The sequence below is a fragment of the Anaerococcus hydrogenalis genome, from assembly GCF_002871895.1.
In the GTDB taxonomy this organism is placed as follows: domain Bacteria; phylum Bacillota; class Clostridia; order Tissierellales; family Peptoniphilaceae; genus Anaerococcus; species Anaerococcus hydrogenalis.
On the sequence record NZ_PNHP01000006.1, the window covers coordinates 28,838 to 54,159 of the forward strand.

Sequence of the window (25,322 nt, forward strand, 5' to 3'; positions counted from 1 at the left end):
ATATTTAAAAATAAATATAATTGACAGCTAATTATTATTAGCCTATAATGGATTTAAGAAATATTTCTTAGGAGGCTTTATGAACACAAAAGAAAAAATTTATTTAAATTCTTTGGAATTATTTTCCACATATGGATATTCGGATGTGTCTATGGAAAAAATTGCAAAAGAGGTTGGAATCAAAGCTCCTTCTATTTACAAGCACTTCAAATCAAAAAAAACAATTTTTGAAACTATATTAAAAGATGCAGTAATTAAAATAGACCAGAAAATTGATGATGTAGAAGATTATAAAATAATGAAAAATAATCAAAAAACATTAAATATAGAAAAATTATCTATAGATATTTTCAAATATTTACTACATGACCCATTTGTTTCAAAAGTAAGGAAAATGTTATCTATAGAAATGTACAAAAATCCTCAAGCTATGCAGTTTTATGTAGAAAAATTTATCCATAATCCAATGACTAAACAACAAAAGATTATTGATTATTATGGACTAAGTAAATTTGGTGATTTGGAAGTTTTATCAACAATATTCTATTCACCTATTTTACTAGCAGTAAAATTATATGACGCAGATCCTGAAAAAGAAGATGAGTTAATAAATTTATTAAAAAATTCTTATAAGCAATTGGAAAAAATTATAAGCTAATATTTTTATATTTTCAAAAGGAGGAATTATGAATATAAATAACAAAGTTAAGACATATGGCGTTGAAAAAACTTTAAAATATGTACACAAAAATCCAGAGAAAAATCTTAAAAATGCAATTAATTTAGCAAGAAAAATTTCACCAAATGATTATAGGTCACAAATAGAAACAATTGATAAAGTTATAAGTGATCCAGATGATGTTTTTCATAAATACATATTAAATATGTTAAATACTATAGATCCAGATGTATTTGACAAAACAGTTATTAACTTTCTATTAAACTCTGTATTATTTAGTGAAGATTTGAAAAAAGAAAGCAGAGAAAAATATAATTGTAATATTCCTTGGACCATACTATTAGATCCAACAACAGCATGCAATTTAAAATGCAAGGGTTGTTGGGCAGCTGAATATGGAAATAGTCTAAATTTATCCTATGAACAAATTGATGATATAATAAGTCAAGGAAAAGAACTTGGAATTTATTTTTACATATTTACAGGCGGAGAACCACTTGTAAGAAAAAAAGATATACTAAAAATTTGTGAAAAACACAAGGACTGTGAATTTTTAATCTTTACAAATTCAACCCTTATTGATCAAGAATTTATTGATGAGATGCTTAGACTTAAAAATATAGTTCCTGCAATATCAGTTGAAGGATCAGAATTTACAACAGATGCAAGAAGAGGAGATGGAATATATAATAAAGTAATAAAATCTATGAAATTACTAAAAGATAATAAAGTTCCATTTGGAATATCTTGCTGCTACACTTCTCAAAATTACAAGTCAATAATTAGCGAAGAATTTGTAGATGAAATGATAGAAAGAGGAGCTTTATTTGCTTGGTATTTCCACTTTATGCCAGTAGGAAAAGGTACAGGCAAAGAACTATTGCCAAAACCAGACCAAAGAAAACACATCTACCATCAATTAAGAAAATTTAGAAAAACAAAACCATTATTTTTCCTAGATTTTCAAAATGATGCCGAATATATTGGAGGATGTATAGCAGGAGGAAGAAATTATCTTCACATAAATGCAAACGGAGACTTAGAACCTTGTGTATTTATACACTATTCTGACTCAAATATAAAAGAAAAAACTCTAGTAGAAAGTCTCCAATCTCCATTATTTATGGCATATCACGATGGACAACCTTTTAACGAAAATATGTTAAGACCTTGTCCAATGCTAGAAAATCCAAATTTATTAAGAGATATGGTAAAAAAATCTCAAGCAAAATCTACAGATATACTAGAAAAAGAAAATGTAGACGACTTGTGCGATAAATGTGAAGACTATGCAGAAGATTGGAAGCCAGTAGCAGAAGAGTTGTGGAATAATTAAACCTAAAAATAAATCGAATTAGCAAACTTATTGAAAAATAAGAATTAAAAAGTGCCAAAATATAAAATTTGGCACTTTTTTTGTTTTTTACTAAATTTAATAAATTAAGAAAATAATTCATCAAATAAATCATTCTGACTATCAAGGTGAGTAACAAAACCAACAGGAATTTTCCCATCTGTTGCATCAATAATCTCCCTTGCCCCACTTTCCTCAAAAGCTCCACAAAGCTCAATCACATCAGCAAGGCCAATTAAAGACTTAGAAACTTCTTTCGCCTGATCTAAATTTCTAACCCCAATAATTTCAGCATTATTATTTTTCCCAATGGCCTTTCTATCAATCTTTGGATCAAAAGGTCCCATGATTATATAAACAAATTTCATTCTAACTCCTTATTAAATTCCAACAAAAACTTCAACTATTTGTCTTATTTTTTCAAGTATACTCGCTTTCTTTTTCTCCCTGGCCCCATGTCTTCTAGAAGTAGGAGGAATAATCTTATCCAAATCTTCTCCAGCATATTCTACATATCCTTTTGAAATAGATTTTTCTATAAATCTATGAGCCTTATCTTTTAACTTTTCTTGCTTAATTAAACTTTCAATCTTATTTTCTTTTTCTACTCTTGCAAAAGTATAAAAAGCTTCTAGAATATCATCGTTATTTTTTAATTTTGATAAATCAGTCTTATTAATAAAATCCATAACTAATTCTTCTTTTGCCCTTGTTCCAAGAGATGACCTAATAACCCTTCTTACTTCACTTTTTAAATTTTCTATATCTTCATTTTCTTTTGATTTTTCAAGAATTAGGGTCAAAATATAATCTAAATTAATTTCATCAGTTTTAAGCAAATCAATTTGAAATTCAACATCAGAAAAATCAATCTGAATCCCATCAGAATTACCCTTACCATTAGGTTTTGAAATATTATCCCTAATATCAACATAGACACTTTTCATATCTTGCATCAACCTATCTGAAATTATTTTATCAAAATTAGAAAATTCATCGAAATTTCTAAGAATATTTTCTGATTTTAAAAGTTCCCCAAAAATCTCAACAAATTCTTTTTTGTCAGTATCCAAGGAAATTTCTGTTGGCTCGGGGAATTTTTCTAATAATTCATTACAAATATCAATATATCCCTTGGTAACTTTTCCACTTTCTTCATCCTTGAAACCTTGCATATATTCTTGGTATGATTTTTCCAAAATAACATTTACACTATTTTCATCACCAAAAGTTTTTATTGCATCCTTGGTAGCTTTTTCCAAATCCCTAAAACATACAATATTTCCAAAAGTTTTTACCTTATTTAATATACGATTTGTTCTTGAAAAAGCTTGAATAAGACCATGATATCTTAAATTTTTATCAACAAAAAGAGTGTTAAGGCAAGGTGCATCAAAACCTGTCAAAAACATTCCTACAACTATTAGAAGATCGACTTCCTTCTTTTGAACCCTAAGAGATAAATCCTTATAATAATTTTGAAATTCATTGCCATTGGTTGAATAATTTGTTTTAAAATATCCGTTGTAATCATCTATGACCTTTTCCAGAAATTCTTTTGAAGAAGAATCCATAGCAGATACGTCAAAAGATTCATCAGAAATTTCTCCAAGAGCCCTTTGCTCTTCATTTGCAGCAAAACTATAGATAGTTGCAACTTTTAGTCTCTTTTCTTTTGGCAAGGTCCTTTGTTGTTTTTCAAATTCTTCATAATATAATTTTGCAGCATCAACACTTGAAACAGCAAACATAGCATTAAAACCGTTAATCCTCCTATGTTTAAGGTCATAAAATTCATTACGGTGGGTCTTTGTATCAAAAACATCTAAAACATACTTGGTAATTTCGCTAATACGATCTGGATGAAGGAGCATTTTATTTTCAAGTTTCTTTAATTTTTTAAGATCATCTTCCTTCTCAGCACTTTTAAATTTAGCCTCTATATTATTATAATCAACCTTAAATTTCAAAACTTTTCCATCACGAATAGCATCAGTTATAACATAAGAATGAAGTTGAGCCCCAAAAATACTTGAAGTGGTCTCACTTCCAAGGGCGTTTTCAGCAAAAATTGGAGTTCCAGTAAAACCAAATTGGTAATATTTTTTAAAAGATTTTCTAATATTTTTTTGAGCATCTCCAAATTGTGAACGGTGACACTCATCATAAATCAAAACACAATCCTTGTCATAAATTTCGTGATTAGGATTTTTCTTTACAAATTCATTTAACTTTTGAATTGTAGTTACAATAATTTTATTATCATTACTTTCAATACAATTTTTAAGCTCCTTGGTATCCTTGCTCCCATTTACACTGTCAGGTTGAAATCTTTGATATTCTTTCATTGTTTGAAAATCCAAATCTTTCCTATCAACCACAAAAAATACCTTGTCGATAAAATCCAAATTTGTAGCAAGCCTTGCCGCCTTAAAAGAAGTTAAAGTCTTTCCAGATCCTGTAGTATGCCAAATAAAACCACCAGCCTCAGCGCTTCCTGCTTTTTTAGCCTCATAAGATGATTTTATTTTCCACAAAATTCTTTCAGTTGCAGCAATTTGATAAGGACGCATAATTAAAAGAGTATTATTTACATCAAAAACACAATACTTGGTCAAAACTTCGAGAAGAACACGTTTTTCAAAAAAAGTTTTAGTAAAATCTTCCAAATCACAAATAACCTTGTTTTTGGCATCAGCCCACTCACAAGTAAATTCATAATTATTTTTATTTTGAGCAGTAGTATTGGCAAAATATCTGGTATAGGTTCCATTAGAAATCACAAAAATTTGTACAAACTTGTAGAGTGAATTTTGACTATTAAAACTTTCCTTGCTGTACCTGTGAATTTGATTGAAGGCCTCGTGTAAATTCACCCCTCTTTTTTTAAGCTCAATGTGAACAAGAGGAAGGCCATTGACCAAAATTGTAACATCATAGCGATTATTACACTTACCCTCCCCACAAACTTGGTTGGTTACTTGCAAAAAATTATTGTGGATATTTTTCTTGTCAATAATTTTAATATTTTTTGCCTCTCCATCATCAAAAATAAAATCATAAATATGATTTTCTTGAATTTTTCGAGTTTTTTCAACCATCCCATCATTAGGACAATCCAAATATTCAAGCAAAAACCTCTCCCATTCAGAAGATGAAAAAGAAATATTATTTAATCTTTCAATTTGAACTTTCAAATTTTCATACATTTGCTCATTAGACTTAACAAAAATTCTTTCATAACCTTGAGAAACTAAATTAGAAATCAAGTTCCTTTCAAGCTCAGCCTCGCTTTGGTATGAAGTCTCCCTGACTTTTAAATCTTTTTCAAAATTTGCCAAAATAATCCCATTATTCATTTCGGCAATAGTTGATGCATTATATTTTGCTACATCTTCCGCCATAAAATCTCCTTTATTTTTTAAAATCTAATAATTTTTCACGATAATATTCATATTGTTTTTGTCTTAATTCAATTTCCTTAGGTAAACCAACGTTAATATCGTTGATTAATGTATCAAATTTATCAAGAATTTTTACTACTTGTTCTTGGACTGGGACAGGTGGTACTGGAATTTTAAATTCAGAATATTGCTTAGCATTAATATTAGGTTTTGAACTCATACCTTTTTTTCTAAAAATAAAATTTTTATATGAAGTAGTATTCAAACAGTTATAAACATATTTTGGATTTGCGACTTTTTCATTAACTTTAAGCCTAATAAGATAACCAGCAAATATTGCTTTTTGATTATCATTATAAATAAAATTTTTCCCAACAGTAGCACCACTTCTTGCAAATAAAATATCTCCATAATCCAAATAATATTTTTCTTCTATTTTACTTGGAGATACTTTTTCCGACTTTAAATTACCAAAATTATCTATATCTGTTATTCTTATATATCTAACTTTATCGTTGTATTCAACAGCTGAAGCTCCTGAACCATATTCAAGTTTATCTTTAGCAATTTCTCCCAATGTTTTAAATCTAATATCAAATAAATTAACATCAACAATTTTACAAGCCTTACGCAAGGTTTCAAAATAGCACCTAGAGAGTACTACTTGCCTTGTACCATATTGTTTTCAAAAGTCAAGAGTTTTTCACGATAATATTCATATTGTTTTTGTCTTTGTTCAATTTCTTCTGGCAATAATCCCTCAGCATTAGAAATTAAATTTTGAAATTTATCCAAAACTTCCACTACTTTATTTTGAATTTCTATACTTGGAAGTAGTATTTTATAATTATCTGTAACCCCCGTTGATATTTGAGGTAATTTCCCTGATATTGCATTATTTATAAAATATCCTAGATTATTTTTTAAAACATAATACAAAAATTTTATATTTAAAACATTTTCATTTTTGCTTGAATAAGACCACATTTCATTTTTATGAGTAAAGGATTTATCGTAATATTCAAAATCAATATTTCCTCTTGATTTTACGATGACACTCGGATTATTTATTATATTTTCTTTCCCTACTCTTTCCTTGCTAACTTTAGCACTGGTATTTCCACCAGCAAAAACTTTAACTGGAGAATTTTCATCATTTAATTCTTCCATTTCTTTAGCTGTAATTTTTATTCCTCTTTGCCTTTTGCACAAATCTTTTATTTTATAAATTTCTATATTTTTATTTCTTTCATAAAATAATTTATCTTCTAATTTTATCAAATAATCTTTACTCAAAACCAAATCCCTAAAGTATTCATACTGGCTAGAGCGATTTTGCAATTCAGCCTGCAATTCAGCCTGCAATTCAGTACTATATTTTACAAAATTGTCAAGTATTTCTACAATTTTTTCTTGAGTTTTTATTGATGGAATTGGAACTTCTAGTTTTTCTATCTCTGTTTTTGTTATTGTTTGACGAGTATTCCCAAACACTTTCTTTTGCATTTTTTTCCTAAATTCTACAGATCTAAAAATATAATTCAAAAAGCAGGATGTTATAAAATTTTTTTCCTTTAATCTAATCCTCATTATATGATATGAATATACTGTATTTTCAAAATCTTCTACAGCAACTGAAGACATAAATATATCTTCTTTTGTTTCAGAACTAGGTGTAATAAATATATCCCCGTATTTTATATTACAGTCCTCTATTTTTTTATCACTAGCTGTAACTTTCATTTGAGGAATATCACTATTTATATATAAATTTTTATATACATCCATATAATTAAGTAATATTATAGATTTTTCATCTTCTTTAACTTTTTTATTTACTCCTGCACCTGATATTACAGCAATCTCACCCAGCTTTTTCCACTCAACCGTTTCATTTTTAATCATTTCCAAAATTTTACTCATTTTTTCCAACCTTTTTTTTGGCGATTTTTTCTAGTGATTTTATACTTTCCAGATAATCTTTTTCGACTTGTGATAGAGTTTTTTTGTTATATTCTTTAAACTCATTTTCAACTTTCTTTTCTTTTTGTTTTCTAGATATTTTGCCATTATTTTTCAAAAGTTCTTTGCCTGTTGCAAGTAAGATTTTATCTACATGGTCAGACCAATCTTTCATTGTCATTGGTATTTCTTCTTCAGCTCTTAATTCTGCAAAGTCTAAATATCCTGAAACTAAATTATTTAAAGTCTTTAGCTCTTTTTCATCTAGATAATTTTTTGCAACATTTGCCTCTTTTAGGGTAGGAAGTTCTCCCTTAAAGGTCGTCAAACCCATAAAATCTTTATTTGAATCAACTCTATTATATACAAGCTCACTTGCTGTTAAGTGGTGTACAGCAAAGTGCATTTTATTTTGAACTGTTGCGAAAAATCTTTTTGCATAATCTGAGTTTTTATCATAGTCAACACTTGTTGAAAATAAATCTAAAACTTGACGGTAAAAAACTTTCTCACTTGATCTAATATCTCTTATTCTTTCTAGAAGTTCTTTAAAGTAATCTCCTCCGCCATAATTTTTTAGCCTATCATCATCTAAGGCAAATCCTTTTATAAGGTATTCTTTTAATACTGTTGTTGCATATTTTCTAAATTGTATTCCTCTAACTGACCTAACTCTATATCCTATTGCTAGTATCATTTCTAATGAATAATAGGCAATTTCTCTTTCTACTTCTCTTCCACCTTCATTTTGAACTGTCAACTTTAAGTTTACAGTTGAATTATCTACTTCTCCATCTTCAAGTATTGATTTTATATGCTTACTAATATTTTGCTTGGTTGTTTGAAATAATTCTGCAATTTCATTTTGATTTAGCCAAACAGTCCCATCTTCATATTTTAAATTGATTTTTGCCTTACCATCTTCGGTATTATAAATAATTATTTCATTATTCATCAGTAAGCTCCCTTACAATTTCATCAATTGATGCTCTAAGCTCATTTATTTTTTTGACATTTTTTTCAATTTCTTTATTTAAAACTTTTATATCAATTTTCTCCCTTGTGTCCTCTTTTTCTACATAGGTTGAAACTGATAAATTGTAGTCATTTTCTTCGATTTCTGTCCTGTCTACATATCTTGAAAAATATTCTTTTTCTTTCCTATCCCTAAATTCTTCTACTATATTTTTTATATTTTTTTCTTCTAGGATATTATTATTTGTTTCTTTTTTAAATTCCTTGCTTGCATCTATAAATAAAATTTTATTTTCCGTCTTATTTTTCGCCATAACCAAAATGCAAGTTGCAATTGATGTGCCAAAAAATAAATTTTCCGGAAGTTGGATTACACAATCAATAAAGTTATTGTCAATTAAATATTTTCTTATAGTTTTTTCAGCCCCTCTCCTATAAAAAATTCCTGGAAAACAAACAATTGCAGCCCTACCCTTACTTGATAGGTAAGAAAGTGAATGCATAATAAAGGCATAATCAGCGTAGGATTTTGGAGCAAGTTTTCCCGCTGGAGCAAAACGCTCATCATTAATCAAAGTAGGATCCTTATCTCCTATCCATTTTATTGAATAAGGTGGATTTGAAACAATTGCATCGAAAGGTTTTTCATCATTATGAAGTGGATTTAATAGAGTATCCCCTCTTTTTATTGAAAAATTATTATAGTTTACATTATGTAAAAACATATTCATGCGGGCAAGGTTAAAATTTGTCATATTTATTTCTTGACCAAAAAATCCTTCATCAATTATATTTTGATCAAATTGCTTTTTCATTTGCAAAAGCAAGGACCCACTTCCGCAAGTTGGATCATAGACCTTATTAATATTTTTCTTTCCATCCATAACAAGTCTTGCCAAAAGTTTTGATACGGTTTGGGGTGTGAAAAATTCTCCTCCAGATTTTCCTGCATTACTTGCATAATTTGAAATTAAATATTCATAGGCATCTCCAAAGGCATCAATGTCATTATTTTCAAATTTTTCAAAATTTATTTCACCTATGCCTGTTAAAATATCAGCCAATCTTTTATTTTTTTCTAAAACACTTCCACCAAGTCTATTACTTGTAGTATCTACATCTTCAAAAAGTCCCTTAATGTCATCTTCTGATTGATATCCAATAGCGCTTTTTTCTATTGATTTAAAAATATTTGCCAAATCTGTATTAAGATTTTCATTTTCTCTTGCGTGTTTTACTACATTTTCAAAAAGTTGGCTTGGCAAAATAAAAAAGCCCTTATCTTCAACAGTATTAGGCCTAAAATCTTCTTCTGCTTCCTCATCAGAAATTTTTGCATAATCAAATTCCAAATCTCCAGCTTCATGCTCAGCCTCATTAAAAAATTCTGTAATATTTTCGGAAATAAACCTATAAAACAAAATTCCAAGTATGTATTGTTTAAAATCCCAACCATCAACAGCACCACGCACATCATCAGCAATAGCCCAAATTTTCCTATGAAGCTCAGCTCTTTGCAAGGCTTCATTATTTTTTATATTTAAATCAGTCATATAACCTTCCTTGTTTTATAATTATTTAATCTGTTTATATTATAACATATGGGAAAATCGATTTTTTTAAAAATATATTACAAAATGGATATAAAAATACCACATGTTAATAGCATATGGTATTTTTGTAATATATTTATTTTTTAAAATAGTCTTCCAAACCTCTGGACTTTATTAATTCTATAGCCATTTTATCTTCTTGTGTTAGTTTTGATTTATTTGAATCATTTATATCAGCAGACCACAAATTAAATATTTCTATGATTCTATCAGAAACTCTTACATCCCTTTCCATTATTTGCTCTATCTTCCAGTCTTTTGAATGAGTTTGTGAAAAATCTTTAACTATGGCTATCTTTGATTTTCTATACAATTCTTTCTTTTTTTCAAAATATCCATTACTTGCAATTATATTTAACCTTTTTTCAAAGGGTATCTTATTTCCCAGATGTTCAATCACATCATTGACCTCTTCTTCTGAAGAATTTAGGAAATAAGAGTTCTGCCATTTACTAGGAAGAATATGTTCTATTTCCCATTTTTCTGGCAAAAGTTCATCTTGTAAGTTATTATCATAAGCCAATAGTTTTAATAACATCCTTACCACATTTCTATGTGGATTTTTTAATTGCTCTCTAATTATATTTTTATCAACCGCTTTAAATTCAACTTTAGGTTCATCGCTATTAATGATATCTGCATTTAAGTTTAGAATATTTTGCTTAACTGCGTTAATTGTAGGAGTTACAATATATCTACTACATAAATTAACAAATAGTTTTCTTAAAAATAAAAGAAATTTATCTTCGAACTTAACTGAATCTTTGTAGGATAGGTAATAATTTATTACTGGATATTTCCAAAATTCATTAGGATAGGAGGTAAGGATATCTAAAACTTTTAAAATTTCAAAGTTACTTGACCAATTTTCACCATCTATTACTTCCTTGTTATTAACTACTGACCAAAAGTTTAATATAAGTCTCAAATTATCCATTAATTCTAAATCATATAACCTAAAAAAATTACTACTTGAATAATATTTTCTTAGACCTGGAGTAGTTGTCTTCTTATCATTCTCTTTTGCTCTAAGATAAAACATATAATAATAAAATAATTTCTGAATACTTTCACCAGCATATTCTGCACCTACACTAAGTTCTTGCCATTTTTGAATAAAATCATTTCTAGCTTCACTATCTTTAATATTATTATAGATTTTTGCTTTAAAAATATCCGCATCTGATAAGGGTAAGCCCCTGTCATTGAGAGTTGAAAATATTGTAAGGGCAGTATCCTGACTATCGGCTTTGATAGGAAGAACAATTGCTTTATTTAAAATATTGTTTATCAAGTGATAGAAAGTTAGGGGCTCATCTTTGGCATACTGATCTATAAGTTTTTGACATAACAAATAATTTTTTGTGTAATTATCTTTAGAATCTTTATCGCAAAGACCAGTACTTAGTATATTATTTAAAATCTCATTATACTCTGATTCATAAACCCTAGATTCTATTAAAGTCTTACTTTTATTTGCTTCACCACTTAGCTCATCAGTTTCCCATAAAGCAGGTTCAATCTGACCAATAAAATTATTTCTCTCCTTAGTATCATCCATTTTTTCAATTTTTGTATATAAAGCTCTTAGCAACAAAGATAGGGTTGTAATTCTTTGTTGGCCATCAATTATTTCTTGTTCATTATGATCATTCGTATATGAAACAATTGTTCCTAGAAAATATGGAGAATCAATTCTTTCTTGAGTATACTCAACTATATCATCAAATAAAGTTTGAACTTCATCTTCTGACCATGCATAAGGTCTTTGATACTCAGGTATTATAAATTTTTGTTTTTTTCCTGCATCTAAAAATTCTTTTACACTTTTCTTATTTATTTCTATTGTTGTTGACATAACCTCTATTAAATTCCTTTAAATTTCTTTCTATAAAACAAAATAAGTTATCTACTTACTAAATTTATATTTTTTAAACTTACTTTATTCTAAAATATTTGTATATTTATTTACATTATATCATAGCATAAAATATTCTTATAATTATAAAATTTCAATTTAAATAAATATATATGAATTTGCTATAAAACCTTTATTTTAAGAATTTAAAGCCAAGATATTTATATTACAAGCTAATGGATTAGTAGAGAAAGGATTTCTGTAAAGAGCATATTTTAATATATAAATAAATACCATATCGTATAAAAAAAGACCGCAGCTTGAAGCGGCGATCTGTTTTTTTGTCCAATAGTAAACTACTTGGACCAATAATTTACTTTAAATTTTTTACTTCTATTAATATTTAATAAGTATAAGTTAATTCACATTCTCATTATAACTTACAATTTTAAAATTTTGATAATAAGGAAAATTATAACTAAAGCTGTTTTCCTACTTTGCATTTTTTTAAATAAAATTCCTACATAGGAAATAACCTTCTAAGAAACTTTCAGTTTCATGACTTATTTTTTCGGACTCATTTTCGCTTCGTCTCAAAAATGACTGATGCAAAAGCATCGGTCACCCAGTACGGTGGAATTACTCCCATTCTTCTTTTCCAAACGTACAATATATCCCAAACCATTCAAAATACTACATTCTATTTTTTAGAGTATCACCAATCCATTTAATTATAGGACATTTTCAGATTTTTAGTCCCGTCCCATTCCCAATACCAGTACCAGACAAAAATTTATAAATTTTTAACCCTTTAAATTTCCCTATAATCAACCTCGAAGGAACTGTCATTTACTTCATCAAGGCCTTTCATATGTTTCCCAAGTAAATTAAACATTTTGTACTTATCTTTTTTTCTTGTTCCCTGTCAAAATATACAAGTTCATCATTGTAATTTATTTTATAATGTGATGAATATAAATCTAGAATTTCATTATTTAATTTTTTTGATATACTTGTCATTATCAACTACATCTATTACCGTAATTAACTCTTTCTTTTTTGCGTCAAAAACACCCTTCCAAAGTAGACGAGATGTAAAATCTAACATTATTATTAATTTCTTCATTTATTTTGCCTAAGATATCACATTTAATTCAAAAATTTGAATTTTACTTTTATAATTCTCTAACTTTTAATTTCTTTTGTTGTATGAGAATATAATTTCTTTTATTATGTCAATCGTAAAATCATTCAATATATTGAAACAACGCACAACTATTAACTTTAATTTAGAAATATATTTTGCTTACCTAACCACGATCCAATTTCCATCACGCTTTGTTCCAATCCTTTCAATCATCTTCTTTTCTTGTAATGATTTAAATGACCTTTCAATAGTCCTTAAAGTTACACCTATTTTTTCTGCAAGTTCAATTGATGTTAGACTTGGATTTTCTATTAAAAGTTCTATCACTTTCTTTTCAGACTTGTTCAAAACGACATTTTCATTGTATATTTGGTCAATTACTTCTTGTTCAAAAGGAATAGTACAGCTAATATAGTTGTTTTAAATTTCAAAAACATCTTTGACATATTTTTATATTTCAAAATCAGACTTTGTTCTTATATCTAAGTTTATTATATTGCTAAAAGATATCACCTAATATAAAACACCTCAAGACTTGGGATTAGCCATTTTTTTGCTTTTATAAAACGATATTTTTCTATACCCATCTTAGCTTAACCTAATACTATGAAATTTTTTCTAATAAAAAGTTTCAGCTATTTGCAAATACAAATCAGTAAATATTGAATTTTTACTGGCAACAAGGGATAAATCATGAACTAGATTGAAATCTTCTAGGTCAATAACCATGAGAATACCTTCTTCTAGTTCTTTTTTTACACAAGATTCAAAAATAAAACTTATGCCACAATCCGATTTGAGCATTTCTACTATGGAATGCATATTATTTATTTCTATGATATTTGCAAAATCTTTCGTATCAATATTGTCCATGCTTAGAAAATTTTTTAATATATCTAAGGTGCCAGATCCGTCTTCTCTAATAATAATTCTTTCATCTAATAAGTCTGTTAACTTTTTTACTTGTTTTTTAAACTTGTGGTCCTTGTGGCTGATGCAAACAATCCTATCGCTTTTGTATTTTTTAATAAAATAATCACTAGATTTTATAAATCCCTCTATAATGGCAAAGTCTATCCTCCCACTATCAATATCACTTAAAATCTCGTCCGTATTTTCATAATAAATATGGAAATCACAAGAAGGGTTTTCTTTAATCAAGGCTATAAGCTTATCCAATATTAGGTATTCTCCTACCGACCTAGTAAAACCCAGGGAAATTTTTTCACTCTTAGTTTTTTTCTCAGATAATATCATCTTCAACTTATCTTGATCATTTGACATAGAAAGTAAAGCAGATTTTAGAATCTTGCCCTCATCTGTTAGACACAAATTCCTCTTATTTCTATAAAAAAGCTTACAATTGTAATAGGTTTCTAAATATTTAATATGAGTAGATATGGCTGGCTGTGTTATATTAAGACTTTCAGCAGCCCTTGTAAAATTCATATATTTACATACTTCCAAAAAACTTTCTATCCTAAAATCTAACATAGCATCCTCCACATCCATCATAACAAATTTTTATCATATGGTAAATAATTATAATTTTACATTATATCTATTTATTATATAATAACAAAAGTGAAAGTTATTATATAATAAAAAAAAGCGAAAGGAGAATATATGATAAAATCTATAGAAAAAAATATAAAAGGGATTATTCTCTGCCTTATAATTGCAATAATATCCCAGATAATCGGCAAAAAAATCCCACTAGTAGGCCCAGCAGTCTTTGGTATTCTAATTGGAATGGCCCTAGGTCAAATTATAAAAGACAAAAAACCTTATATTGGTGGTGTGAGATTTACATCAAAGAAAATCCTTCAATATTCTGTAATCCTCCTTGGGTTTGGTCTTGATCTTGGAATTGTTTTAAAAACTGGTAAAGAATCACTTCCAATCATCCTATCTACCATATCAACATCACTTATAATAGCATACCTAGCCTACAAGTCTGGACTTATAAAAGGACATATCGCAACTCTTGTTGGTGTTGGATCATCAATTTGTGGAGGATCTGCAATTGCAGCTGCCGCTCCAGTTATAGATGCAGATGAAGATGAAATAGCCCAAGCTATATCTGTTATATTCTTTTTTAATATCTTATCTGCTATTTTATTTCCAAGCTTAGGTCGTATGATTGGATTTTCTACTACTGATGGTCATGCCTTTGGTATATTTGCAGGATCTGCTGTTAATGATACATCATCAGTTACAGCATGTGCATCAACATGGGATACAATATATAATCTAGGTAGTCAGACGCTTGACAAGGCTGTAACAGTAAAATTGACTAGAACCCTAGCAATAATTCCAATATGCTTAGGACTAGCCCTCATTAAGATGAGAAACGCTAATCAAGAAGATAATAAAAAAATTTCTATAATACAAATTTTCCCATTCTTTATAATCTACTTCATCCTTGCAAGTTTGATTACAACCATAGCCCTAGCCAAAGGAGTAAATATTGAATTTTTCAAACCCTTTAAGGACTTATCCAAATTTTTTATTGTAATGGCAATGTCAGCTATTGGTTTTAATAGTGATATAGTAAAACTATTAAAATCAGAAGCAAGACCCCTTGCCCTAGGTGGCGTGTGTTTCATAGCAATAACCTCAATAACCCTAATACTACAAAAAGTACTAGGTATATTATAAAATAAATCTTTTAGAAACTGACTCCAAAAGTTAGCAATAAAACTAACTACTAGAGCCAGTTTTTTTATTAAAAAATACAAGACCAGTAATTAGAAAGCTTTAAATTATAACTAATGAAAAAATAATAAACCAAATCCTACCATTTATAGATATTTTTACTCTAATTATTCTTTTCCAAACATAAGAAATATTCCAACCAATCAAAATACAAGATTCTATTTTAAAAATATATCAAACCCACCTAATTATAGGAAATTCTCAGATTTTAGTCCCGTCTCTATCCCAGTAACTCAATCTAGGCCTAGTTTCCAACCATATTTGATACAATTAAACTATTTATCTTGACACTGAAACTCTTTACTTTTGTGTATAGAAAAAGGGGCTGTTACAGAATGAATAATCATCGTACCATCGTTAGAAGCTTCTCTTAGGAAATTTTACCTCTACTGGCCGGTGGGCCGATCGGCGCCTACCGGATGATGGAGGCTATATTAGCCCGTCGGCTTAGTGAGACTTTCCGTGGAGGTTATTCTAATGATATTGGTACAATTTATTCATTCTGCAACATCCCCTAATTTTTTGTCCAAATGTAAAGTATTTGGAAGAATTATTCAATTTATTCTTTTTTACTTCCAGTACCATTTGAGTACCAGTAGCTATTTTTTATTCTCTGCGTTTGAGTGTGTCTATATCATACTTGAAAATTTCTTTGTAATTGGGAGGGCCATTCAGTGACAAAATAAAAAAAGTGCTCCCTACTCAGTGACCTATGATTATAAATCAATATCTGGAACAATTTGAATTTTGTAATCAGGATAAAGTTTAGAAATTTCTTCTTCAATAACTTTTAATGCTTCATCTCTCTCCACATCAAAACTCAAGATAACATCAAATCTAATACTTTTATTATTTTTGTCTATATAAAATCCATGAACTTGTAGAGCCCAATCGTGATTCATAATCTTTCTTTCAATTGTTCTTCTAATTTCTCCAGCTTCCTTGTCCCTTGTGTTGTAGGAATAAACACCTAAAGCAATCAAGATAATACCAGTTTTTTTATAGATTTTGTATTGTAATTTTCTTGTAAGTTTATCTACTTCATCAACATCCATATGGTCTGGAAGCTCAATATGAAGAGAGCAGTAATATTTGTTAGGACCATAATTAAAAAGTGCAAGGTCATATACTCCAATTACAGGGTCTTCTTCTTTTACTAAGTCTTCAATCTTTTTCACCATTTCTGGATCGGATCTATGACCAATTAAATCATCAATAGTAGAAAGAATCATTTCTATTCCTGCTTTAATCATAAATACAGAAATGACAAGACCTACATAAGATTCAAGAGAAAGTCCAAAAACCATAAAAACAATGGCAGAAAGAAAAACAGAAAGTGAAAGAATTGAATCAAATAGTGAATCTGACCCAGATGCAATTAAAGCTCCTGAGTTTACTTTTTTTCCCTGTCTTTTGACATAGTTTCCTAAGAAAAACTTCACTACAACAGCAAGACCAATTACAAAAATAGAAAGCTTGGTGTAGGTAGCAGGGCTTGGGTTAATAATTTTTTTAACACACTCTACTAGAGAAGTGATTCCAGCATATAAGACAAGGGCGGCTATGACCATAGAAGAAATATATTCAATCCTTCCATAACCCATGGGATGCTTTCTATCTGGAGCCTTGCTTGCGAATTTTTCTCCTATAATAGTTACAAGAGAAGAAAGAGCATCAGACAAGTTATTAACAGCGTCAAGGGTTAAGGCAATGGAATTGACAAAAACCCCAAGTATTGCCTTGAAGACCGCTAATAAAACATTGGTTATTATTCCAATAATACTCGTCCTTACAATAATTTTTCCACGGATTTCTGATTCATTTAATACTTCAAAATTGTTATTTGACATTTTTTCACTCCTTATTATTAGCAATAACTTTTTTACTAGCGGATATCTTTTGATCTGTATATAAAACAAGATCTTTAATTACAAGTTTTTTAATAACCTGTGTGAGAGTTTCCATATAGGTCCAATCTATTTTATCATTATTTAAAGGAAGTTTCATTAAAAATTTTTACTGCGTGAACTACGTAATTTATGACCATAAGAAAATTTTCCTAACAGTGATTTTCCTACTGAAACACTAATGAATAGGAGGTTCATTTATGGACAAATTGATATTAGAAACAAAAAATCTTACTAAAACATTTGGAAAACAAAAAGCAGTAGATAATATTTCTTTAAAAATAAAAGAAAATTCTATATATGGCTTGCTAGGACCTAATGGGGCTGGTAAATCGACTACATTAAAGATGATTACTGGAATGATTCATAAAACATCTGGTCAAATCTTTTTTGAAGGTCATGAGTGGAGTCGTGACGATTTATCAGATATTGGTTCCTTGATAGAATGCCTGCCTTGCATGAGAACTTATCAGCTAGGGAAAATTTAAAAGTAAGGACACTCCTACTAGGGTTACCAGATTCTAGGATTGATGAAGTTTTGGAAATAGTTAGTTATCGCTTATCTTGTAAGTTTGTTTATAAGTGGTAGAATGTGCCTTAATCCCAAGGATCAAATTACTAAGTTTATCATAAGAACTATCTAATCACTTTATATACTCAAAAGAAACAAACTTTAGTATAGGTATATTACCTAAAAATAAAACAAATCCGTTTTCCCTTATACCTTGACCTAGAGTAAAAATAAAAAATAAGCCTATAGCCAAAACCCCACAAGAAAACCCAAGAAGTCTTTTGAGTAATTAAAGCAAAGATAAAAAATAACTAGGGCTAAATAAGACCAACACCTAAGATAAATGGACTTTTCTTAATCCTATAAATATTCCCTCTAGCAAGTTTTATATTATATAATATTTGCTTTGGATTTACTCCTTGCAAATACAATCATCTTGGATATGAAATATAAGCTTTAGGCTATCCTCAATCTCATCCAAACTATCCTTATCTAAAGAGTAGTAGGTATTCTTACCATCTCTCCTGCTAGTAACAAGCCCCGCTTCTTCGAGCTTTCTCATATCATAAGATAAGGTAGGCTGAGTATTATCAAACTTCTCAAGTATCTCACAAGCACAAAGCTCATCACAAGATAACATATCAATAATCTTAAGCCTCTTAGGATCAGAAATCACCCTTAGCTTTTTAGATAAATTTTCATAATCATCACTCATAATCCACCTCATATAGAAATATTTCTATATGTTGTTTTACTGGTGGATTTGAGGGTGTCAATTTGGTGGGGGAAGATTTATATAAGTATTGTTGATAATAGTTAAAGTTTGTCGGACTAAATCCTATGATAGGAAGTTTTAATATAAGTTGATTAATAATTATCTACTAAGGACATCATAGTTCTATTTAATTACTCTTTTATTAGACATTTCTCCTTGATATTTTCCTTTATTATACCAAGTGAACCCACTCCACTCACTATATTTCAATTCGTTAATTCCTATATTAAATCTTTTTTCTCCCATATTTGTCCAGAATAAAACATAATTTTTTTCTTTTAGAAACTTATCTATATAATCTTTTCTTATTAAAAATCTATGAGAATATTTATTATCAACACTATCATAAGCAATCAACTCATCTTTATCATCATAAAAGTATCCATCATAATTTTTTTGCTGAATTATTAAGGAAGTAATTAATTCTTTGCAAGGGACATGAAACGACACTGGTTCTTCTTGAGATGCATCAAACTCTTCTTCCCAAACATACTTATGGAATGCAGGTAGTATATCAGCCACCTTCTCTTTTAATTCAATCTCTTCTTCCCATTTTTTTGATTCAAAAGTTATACTGAATCCATCAAGTTTAGGTAATTTACCTTCTCTTTGTATTATCTGTTTCTCACCAGTCTTTTTAAAATATTCGCTCCATTCATGCTTGAAAGTATCTTTATATCCTGATGACCAGTAATACTCTCTATTGAACAGATTGTATATAGAACTATATCCTTCCGGAAACCATCTTCCTAAAAAGTTTTTATTAATTAACGATTTTTTCAATCTATTAAACTCTTCTTCTTTAATAAAATATCCTTGGGAGATTCTCCAAATATTCTGCTCTCCATTACGATTATATTCACTATTTTTTGTATAGCTATCCGCTTTACTATATAATTCTTTAAAATTATATAAAACAATCCACTCCCTTGAACTATAATCAGATTGGATTAAGGATTCGTCAAACATATTTGCTTTAAGCTTAGTCCATTCTGTAATTTTCTTATCGTCTTTTTCCTGCTCAGATATAAATTCTTCTTTATTATATATAGTAAATTTAGGCTTTTGATCATCAGGCAAACTTATATTTATGTTTACTGTAGGATCAAAATCTCTAACATAAGGATTCCAAGGTCCTATAAATTTATCACCATCATTATATAGGTCTTCTAATTTATATTTATCTGATACCCTAGCTAATATATTGTAAAATGCTATCCATTGATACTTTTTACCTATTCTTTCTAATTTTTTTGTATCATGTCCATCAGTATAGCCAATATGAGAATCATAAACTCCAAACAGTTCATTTTTATATCCCAAATTATCTATTATATAATGCATAGCATAATGATATAAATTTAAAATATCTACATTTTCAAAAGATTGTAAGGCTGATTGAAATACATACCTACCAAAATCACCATATCCTAGACCTTTTATATCTGGTCTCATAGAAGAATCAATTCTATTTAATCCATTATCTATTAGCGATTCCTCATCATAATATTCTTTTTCTGGTACTATTGGAATTTTTTCTGAATTATATGGCGGAAGTATTCTTTTTCTATTGATGGAAGTTTCACCATTCTCATTTATAGATAAATATTTTTCTATTATAAGCCTAGAATAATCACGCAATAGTATATCAGGATATACATTTTCTTTATTGAATACTGATGAATAAACATATTCTGCTAATTTCTTAAATTCCTTTTTGTTACTATCCAAGTTTTTCGTACAAGCTCCAAAAACGCATCCATATAATCTTTGTATAACATAAGGGTCATTGACACCTTCAAATCTTTCTAAAGTATATAAACATAAATCATAAGAATTTTTTAATACTTCAATTAAAGCTTTCGAAGCCTTATCTCTTAAATTTCTATTAGTTGATGTGAATAGCCAAGCTAGGAGTGTTATTAGATGTTTTTTATCTTCCATGTTTAAACTATCTATACTTCTTCCTGCTTCAATATATCTTACTATTTGATATAATCTATCTTCGTCATGTGCTAACTGATTAATATAAGTCGTCCATATGCTGTCTCTCTTATTTAAATCTTGTTTAAATAGAACATCATGCAAATAGTTCGAGTTTAATTCACATTCACTCTTCAAACTATTTTCGATTAGCATTTTAAAAAAAGTTTCTGGAACTATAGGATTATTTTTTACTATTTTATTGAATGATTGAATATCTATATTACTAGAGTCTCTTATTGATTGGCCTTCAATATAATTATCTATTAGTAAATCAATACTTTTTTGATCATCTAGTTTACTAAGAGTATCATTTATAGGATCTATATTAAATTTTTCAAAAGATAACTCACATATAAAATTAAATATATCAAGATTATCCGATCTTTCTAATTCTCCATTTTTTATTTGTAATAAATTATTTAGCATTAAAAACAAATCATCGATATTTTTAGATTTCTTTAATATATGTTTAGCTTGCAAATAATCGCCTAATAAATTATAACCAAAACTGTAAAATTCCTCATCTTCAAACATAAAATTTATTAATATACCATATTCGAGTAAAATTGGAACAATCTCTCTTGGCTTTAAGTCGTAAATATTCCAATAATATAAGCTATATAAGGCTTCCTCTGATATTGAAATAGCTCTGTTATTATATAAAACTGATGCCATTTCTTCTAATATCTTCATAAGTTTATTCTTACTTATTCCTAAATTTAATCTTTCATTTATTTCTATGCTAGTTTTATCGATAACATTATTGAAAAGCTCAGAAATATTCTTTTTTCCATGAGAATATACTTTACAATATAGTGTTAAAAACAAAGGGTTAGTTAGATCATAACTTAAAAAATCAGAAGGAGAAAAAGTTATATCATAGTGATTAAAAAAATGATTCATTACTTCTATTATATTTTCTTTAAAACCAAAGTGCTCTACTTTTGCGATTTTTTTATTCTCTATCTCATTTTTTATATAGTAATCAAGAATGCTGTTTTCATATCCATTTCTTATTGATACCGCTAATTTAATAAATTTTCTTTTATTCACTTCATCGTATAATTTGGATAAATTATTCTTCCATATTGATTTGAAGCTACTTTCATTTATTGCATCTATAAAAATATACACATCTCGATTATTGATTGAGCCTATACCTTCTAATACGTCGAGAAATTCATTAAAACTATAATCTAATCCATAATTTTCCATTATTTGATTCATAACAGTACTATTATTTATAAAAGTATGTCCTAAAATCAATATTGAAGAATCATCTCTATCAATTATTCTCTTATTAGTACTACCCAATAAATGAGATTTACCTGAACCAGCTTTACCTGTAAGTATTAGCATTTTATTATTAATTATTTCTTTTTCATTTTCATTTAATTCAATTTCCTTATAAAAGTTTAATAATTTTTTTAAATAGAGAGACTTTCTATCTAGTTCATTTAGTTGATTATGATATTCATTTTGTAAGTTATCGATCTTAAGTTCATTAGACAGTTCATCTTTTTTCTCGTTTATATCATTTATTTCATTATTAATTATTTCAATTGAATTAGAAAATTCATTTTTCAATTGACTTGACCATTTAAGGGCTTTATCCATAGTATAATAGCCTACATCATCTAAATTTTCTATTTCATCTAAAATACTATCTACAACCTTTGATATTTGCTGGCTACTTATTTCTCGATTTAAACCCAACAAATAATCTTTTAAGTCTTTTTTCTTATTATTAATATTTATTATAGCTTCTTCGTCTCTAATAAATAAATTTATAAGGGATTCTGCTTCTGTCTTCTCATTTAATTCAGGATTATACCTTGGACCTAGGTTATTCAGAGATTTAATGGACTCATTTTCAAACCATTTCTTATTTATACTGTGTTTTTTAAAATAGTATAAACATAAATCTTTATGTTTAAATACTTGATCTAATATTTCTTCATTTGTTATAAGCTCAATTTGAATACCAGCATCTTCTAAAGATTCTTTAATTCTAGTAAATCTCTGACTATTTACATCTAAATTTCTGTTACAATATAAATATAAAGTATCTAATTCGCCTCTATAGTTACTGATTACTTTATCTGTTGAATTTTTTATCTGTGAATAATCATTTTTAGAAAGATATTTTGATTGAAAAGAAATCCATGATTTTGTTACATCACTAAACAAAGGTTCTATCTCTGTTCCTGCATGATTTGGATTAGATCTAAATATTACATCCTTGGTGAAAAAATATCTTTTGAATAAATTTCTACATAAATCTTCAAAACTCTTTGTAGTATTTTCATTTACCGCTTCAAATTGTGTCCAATTAATTGAATCCATTTTTTAAAACCTTTCTCTTTTAAATGTTTTGAATATATAATATATTTTTATTGTTGTTAAACCTATCCTATACCTCTTTTTATCGAAAATATAATTTATGAATCAATATAATAGTTGAAGTATGATCAAATCTGTAACTAAAAGGTAATTATTATTATAAATTATACTTCATATTACATATATAAATGATAAGTCATTCTTAATTTATCTTTTTCCTTCCGATATTATATATAAATCATTTACTTCCCAGTTTCAATTATTCACTAAAACCTGATACAATATTAATAATAGTTAATTTTTACTGTATTAGATTCGAGGTTTTTATGGATCAACCATTGATTGATTTTAATTTTTATCCTGTGAGGCTTTCTCTTAAAAGCCTACTAAAGGATAAGTCTACCAAAAAAATATTATATTGGCTACCAATACTTATGAGTACTTGGGGGATAGTTTTGATGATAGGGCTGAGATTAAGGAAGCTACTTTACTCATGGATTTGTTCTAAATCCTAGGACATATGGTTAAGGGTACCAGGGTGATAGCTTACTTACTGCTAGGATAAATGTTCTGTTGACGTTTGTAGAATATTTTGGAAGACGACGGGATGAAGACCAGTAACTAATAATAGATGGACAATGAACCAGATTGACCAATGGCAAGAGTTCGCTAGAAAGTTTTGGTAAAAGTAGAAAAGAAAAAGGATGATGCTGCGGAATAGGTAAATATATTATGTAACATCACCCTCTAATGTTAAATTCAAGCTTATTAGTATTATCAAAAACATTCAAGCTAACGTAATCAGCTAATTCAAACGCTTTTTAAGTCTAGCCTTTACGTATCTATCGTTATCTTTCCGATAAAACCGTTCAAAGGCTTTTGTTAATTTAGAAGCAATATCTTCTAAGTTTAGATACTCATATCTCGTTTTTCTAACAGAACCATACATATTATTTTCATCAATATAATATTCATTATTCATATAGACTTCAATTGAACTTTCAATTAAAAAAACACTTGTGCTTAGAACTCCAGTATTTTCATTATAATCTTTTAACGTCACTTCTTTTCCATGCATAACTTTATTCCTAATTTTTAGTATTTTTTTAAACAATGATTTAAATTTAATTTCATTAATGTTTTATATATATCTGTGGCAAATACTTTTTTTCTCTTTCTGCATTAATATATAATGTAATGAATAGTCATCTAATATATTATTAGTATAGTGTTCTTCTATATCATTCACTATGTCTTCATAACTTCTATCAGAGTACTTAGTAAATAGAAACTTCTCATATGTAGATAATGTAAAATTTTGTAAGGCTGTATCTATATTAAAAGATCCATTACTATTTCTCATTAACACATTTTTTATTTTATTAGATTCATCTAATTCGTAGTCTATTTTAACAATTGTCTCGCTAATCAAAGATAAACCATGATTATTAATTAAGGACATGTATATTAAGCTTCTTAATTTACTTTCAAATTCAGTGATTCGAGGAAATAATCTTCTACTATAATAGTCAGATACTCCATCAAAAGCATATATTACATAAAATTCCTTTCTAACGTCTGGTACATTTAATAATTCTTTAATATATGATAGTGTTTTAGCAATATTAAAACTATCACCCTCTAAATAAATATAAAAATTTATAACATTGCCTTTTATTCCTTTGGAATAAACAAATCGAAGATCCTTACTATGATATTTTATCTTAATTTCCTCAACAATTGAGTTATTTTCTATAAGATTTTTAATAAAATCTACATATATAATTTGTTCTTCTTTCGCAAATATTAATCCATCAATATACAAATTACTTTCTCTCCACATAGTCAGCTACAGCAGTTCTTGTTAATTTTCTTTCTCTTACCAATCTATTGTCTTTCCGTTTAGACTATAATAAGCATATTTGTCGAAGTTTATTATTAAAATGCCTTCTCAAATCAACTTGGCTACACTATCTTATACATATATAACTATTTGACCTTTGTTATAAATTTCCATTTTATACCTAAATTTTTATTTAATAACAATCATATAATAGTTTCAGTTGTTCGGAATTTCCGAATAACCAAAA

At 28.0% G+C, this 25,322-nt stretch carries 19 protein-coding genes; 4 read left to right on the forward strand and 15 right to left on the reverse strand.

Features of this window, described 5'->3' with window-relative positions; all coding sequences use genetic code 11:
* Positions 1-79 precede the first annotated feature (79 nt).
* Complete coding sequence (locus CJ192_RS07935; protein ID WP_102198400.1) at positions 80-658, forward strand: TetR/AcrR family transcriptional regulator; 579 nt, start codon at positions 80-82, stop codon at positions 656-658.
* A gap of 28 nt (positions 659-686) precedes the next feature.
* Positions 687-2,015 (forward strand): radical SAM/SPASM domain-containing protein, encoded by a 1,329-nt coding sequence (locus tag CJ192_RS07940; protein ID WP_102198401.1) that lies wholly within the window; start codon positions 687-689, stop codon positions 2,013-2,015.
* 104 nt (positions 2,016-2,119) lie between these two features.
* Here CJ192_RS07940 and CJ192_RS07945 read toward each other — a convergent pair whose 3' ends face one another.
* The 10 genes from CJ192_RS07945 to CJ192_RS07990 all read right to left on the reverse strand — a co-directional run bounded on the left by CJ192_RS07945 (position 2,120) and on the right by CJ192_RS07990 (position 14,486).
* Entirely contained in the window at positions 2,120-2,401 is a 282-nt protein-coding gene (locus CJ192_RS07945) for a DUF6506 family protein (protein WP_102198402.1), read from the reverse strand.
* Positions 2,402-2,413: 12 nt separating this feature from the next.
* Entirely contained in the window at positions 2,414-5,437 is a 3,024-nt protein-coding gene (locus tag CJ192_RS07950) for a type I restriction endonuclease subunit R (protein ID WP_102198403.1), read from the reverse strand.
* A 10-nt stretch (positions 5,438-5,447) separates the two neighbouring features.
* Complete coding sequence (locus CJ192_RS07955; protein ID WP_102198404.1) at positions 5,448-6,071, reverse strand: restriction endonuclease subunit S; 624 nt, start codon at positions 6,069-6,071, stop codon at positions 5,448-5,450.
* A gap of 26 nt (positions 6,072-6,097) precedes the next feature.
* Positions 6,098-7,360 (reverse strand): restriction endonuclease subunit S, encoded by a 1,263-nt coding sequence (locus CJ192_RS07960; protein ID WP_102198405.1) that lies wholly within the window; start codon positions 7,358-7,360, stop codon positions 6,098-6,100.
* Positions 7,353-8,354 (reverse strand): virulence RhuM family protein, encoded by a 1,002-nt coding sequence (locus CJ192_RS07965; RefSeq protein WP_102198406.1) that lies wholly within the window; start codon positions 8,352-8,354, stop codon positions 7,353-7,355. The genes CJ192_RS07960 and CJ192_RS07965 overlap by 8 nt, the downstream gene beginning before the upstream one ends.
* Positions 8,347-9,927 (reverse strand): type I restriction-modification system subunit M, encoded by a 1,581-nt coding sequence (locus CJ192_RS07970; protein WP_102198407.1) that lies wholly within the window; start codon positions 9,925-9,927, stop codon positions 8,347-8,349. Before CJ192_RS07970 ends, CJ192_RS07965 begins: the two co-directional genes overlap by 8 nt.
* Before the next feature lie 136 nt (positions 9,928-10,063).
* Positions 10,064-11,845, reverse strand: a complete 1,782-nt coding sequence (locus CJ192_RS07975) for a DUF262 domain-containing protein (protein WP_102198408.1) — start codon at positions 11,843-11,845, stop codon at positions 10,064-10,066.
* A 991-nt stretch (positions 11,846-12,836) separates the two neighbouring features.
* Complete coding sequence (locus tag CJ192_RS09535) at positions 12,837-12,971, reverse strand: hypothetical protein (RefSeq protein WP_280522493.1); 135 nt, start codon at positions 12,969-12,971, stop codon at positions 12,837-12,839.
* Positions 12,972-13,151: 180 nt separating this feature from the next.
* A complete protein-coding gene (locus tag CJ192_RS09505) occupies positions 13,152-13,340 on the reverse strand; it encodes a winged helix-turn-helix domain-containing protein (protein ID WP_102198409.1) in 189 nt (62 codons plus the stop codon).
* A 270-nt stretch (positions 13,341-13,610) separates the two neighbouring features.
* Positions 13,611-14,486 (reverse strand): LysR substrate-binding domain-containing protein, encoded by an 876-nt coding sequence (locus CJ192_RS07990; protein ID WP_102198410.1) that lies wholly within the window; start codon positions 14,484-14,486, stop codon positions 13,611-13,613.
* A gap of 132 nt (positions 14,487-14,618) precedes the next feature.
* Here CJ192_RS07990 and CJ192_RS07995 point away from each other — a divergent pair, with 132 nt between their 5' ends.
* Entirely contained in the window at positions 14,619-15,653 is a 1,035-nt protein-coding gene (locus tag CJ192_RS07995; RefSeq protein ID WP_102198411.1) for a YeiH family protein, read from the forward strand.
* A gap of 773 nt (positions 15,654-16,426) precedes the next feature.
* Here CJ192_RS07995 and CJ192_RS08000 read toward each other — a convergent pair.
* On the reverse strand, positions 16,427-17,560 hold the full coding sequence (locus CJ192_RS08000) for a cation diffusion facilitator family transporter (protein WP_102198412.1): 1,134 nt from the start codon (positions 17,558-17,560) through the stop codon (positions 16,427-16,429).
* 257 nt (positions 17,561-17,817) lie between these two features.
* Here CJ192_RS08000 and CJ192_RS08005 point away from each other — a divergent pair, with 257 nt between their 5' ends.
* A complete protein-coding gene (locus CJ192_RS08005) occupies positions 17,818-18,105 on the forward strand; it encodes an ATP-binding cassette domain-containing protein (RefSeq protein WP_425319625.1) in 288 nt (95 codons plus the stop codon).
* 435 nt (positions 18,106-18,540) lie between these two features.
* On the opposite strand, the gene CJ192_RS08010 is transcribed toward CJ192_RS08005, so the two are convergent.
* From CJ192_RS08010 to CJ192_RS08030, 4 genes are all read right to left on the reverse strand, one after another.
* A complete protein-coding gene (locus tag CJ192_RS08010) occupies positions 18,541-18,843 on the reverse strand; it encodes an ArsR/SmtB family transcription factor (protein WP_102198413.1) in 303 nt (100 codons plus the stop codon).
* Positions 18,844-19,026: 183 nt separating this feature from the next.
* Positions 19,027-23,235: an NACHT domain-containing protein gene (locus CJ192_RS08015; protein ID WP_102198414.1), complete on the reverse strand. Its 4,209-nt coding sequence runs from the start codon at positions 23,233-23,235 to the stop codon at positions 19,027-19,029.
* Positions 23,236-24,037: 802 nt separating this feature from the next.
* The gene (locus CJ192_RS08025; RefSeq protein WP_102198415.1) at positions 24,038-24,310 is read right to left on the reverse strand and encodes a hypothetical protein; all 273 of its coding nucleotides are present in this window, start codon (positions 24,308-24,310) and stop codon (positions 24,038-24,040) included.
* A 63-nt stretch (positions 24,311-24,373) separates the two neighbouring features.
* Positions 24,374-25,057, reverse strand: coding sequence for a hypothetical protein (locus tag CJ192_RS08030; protein ID WP_146001769.1), 684 nt, complete (start codon positions 25,055-25,057; stop codon positions 24,374-24,376).
* Positions 25,058-25,322: the final 265 nt, after the last annotated feature.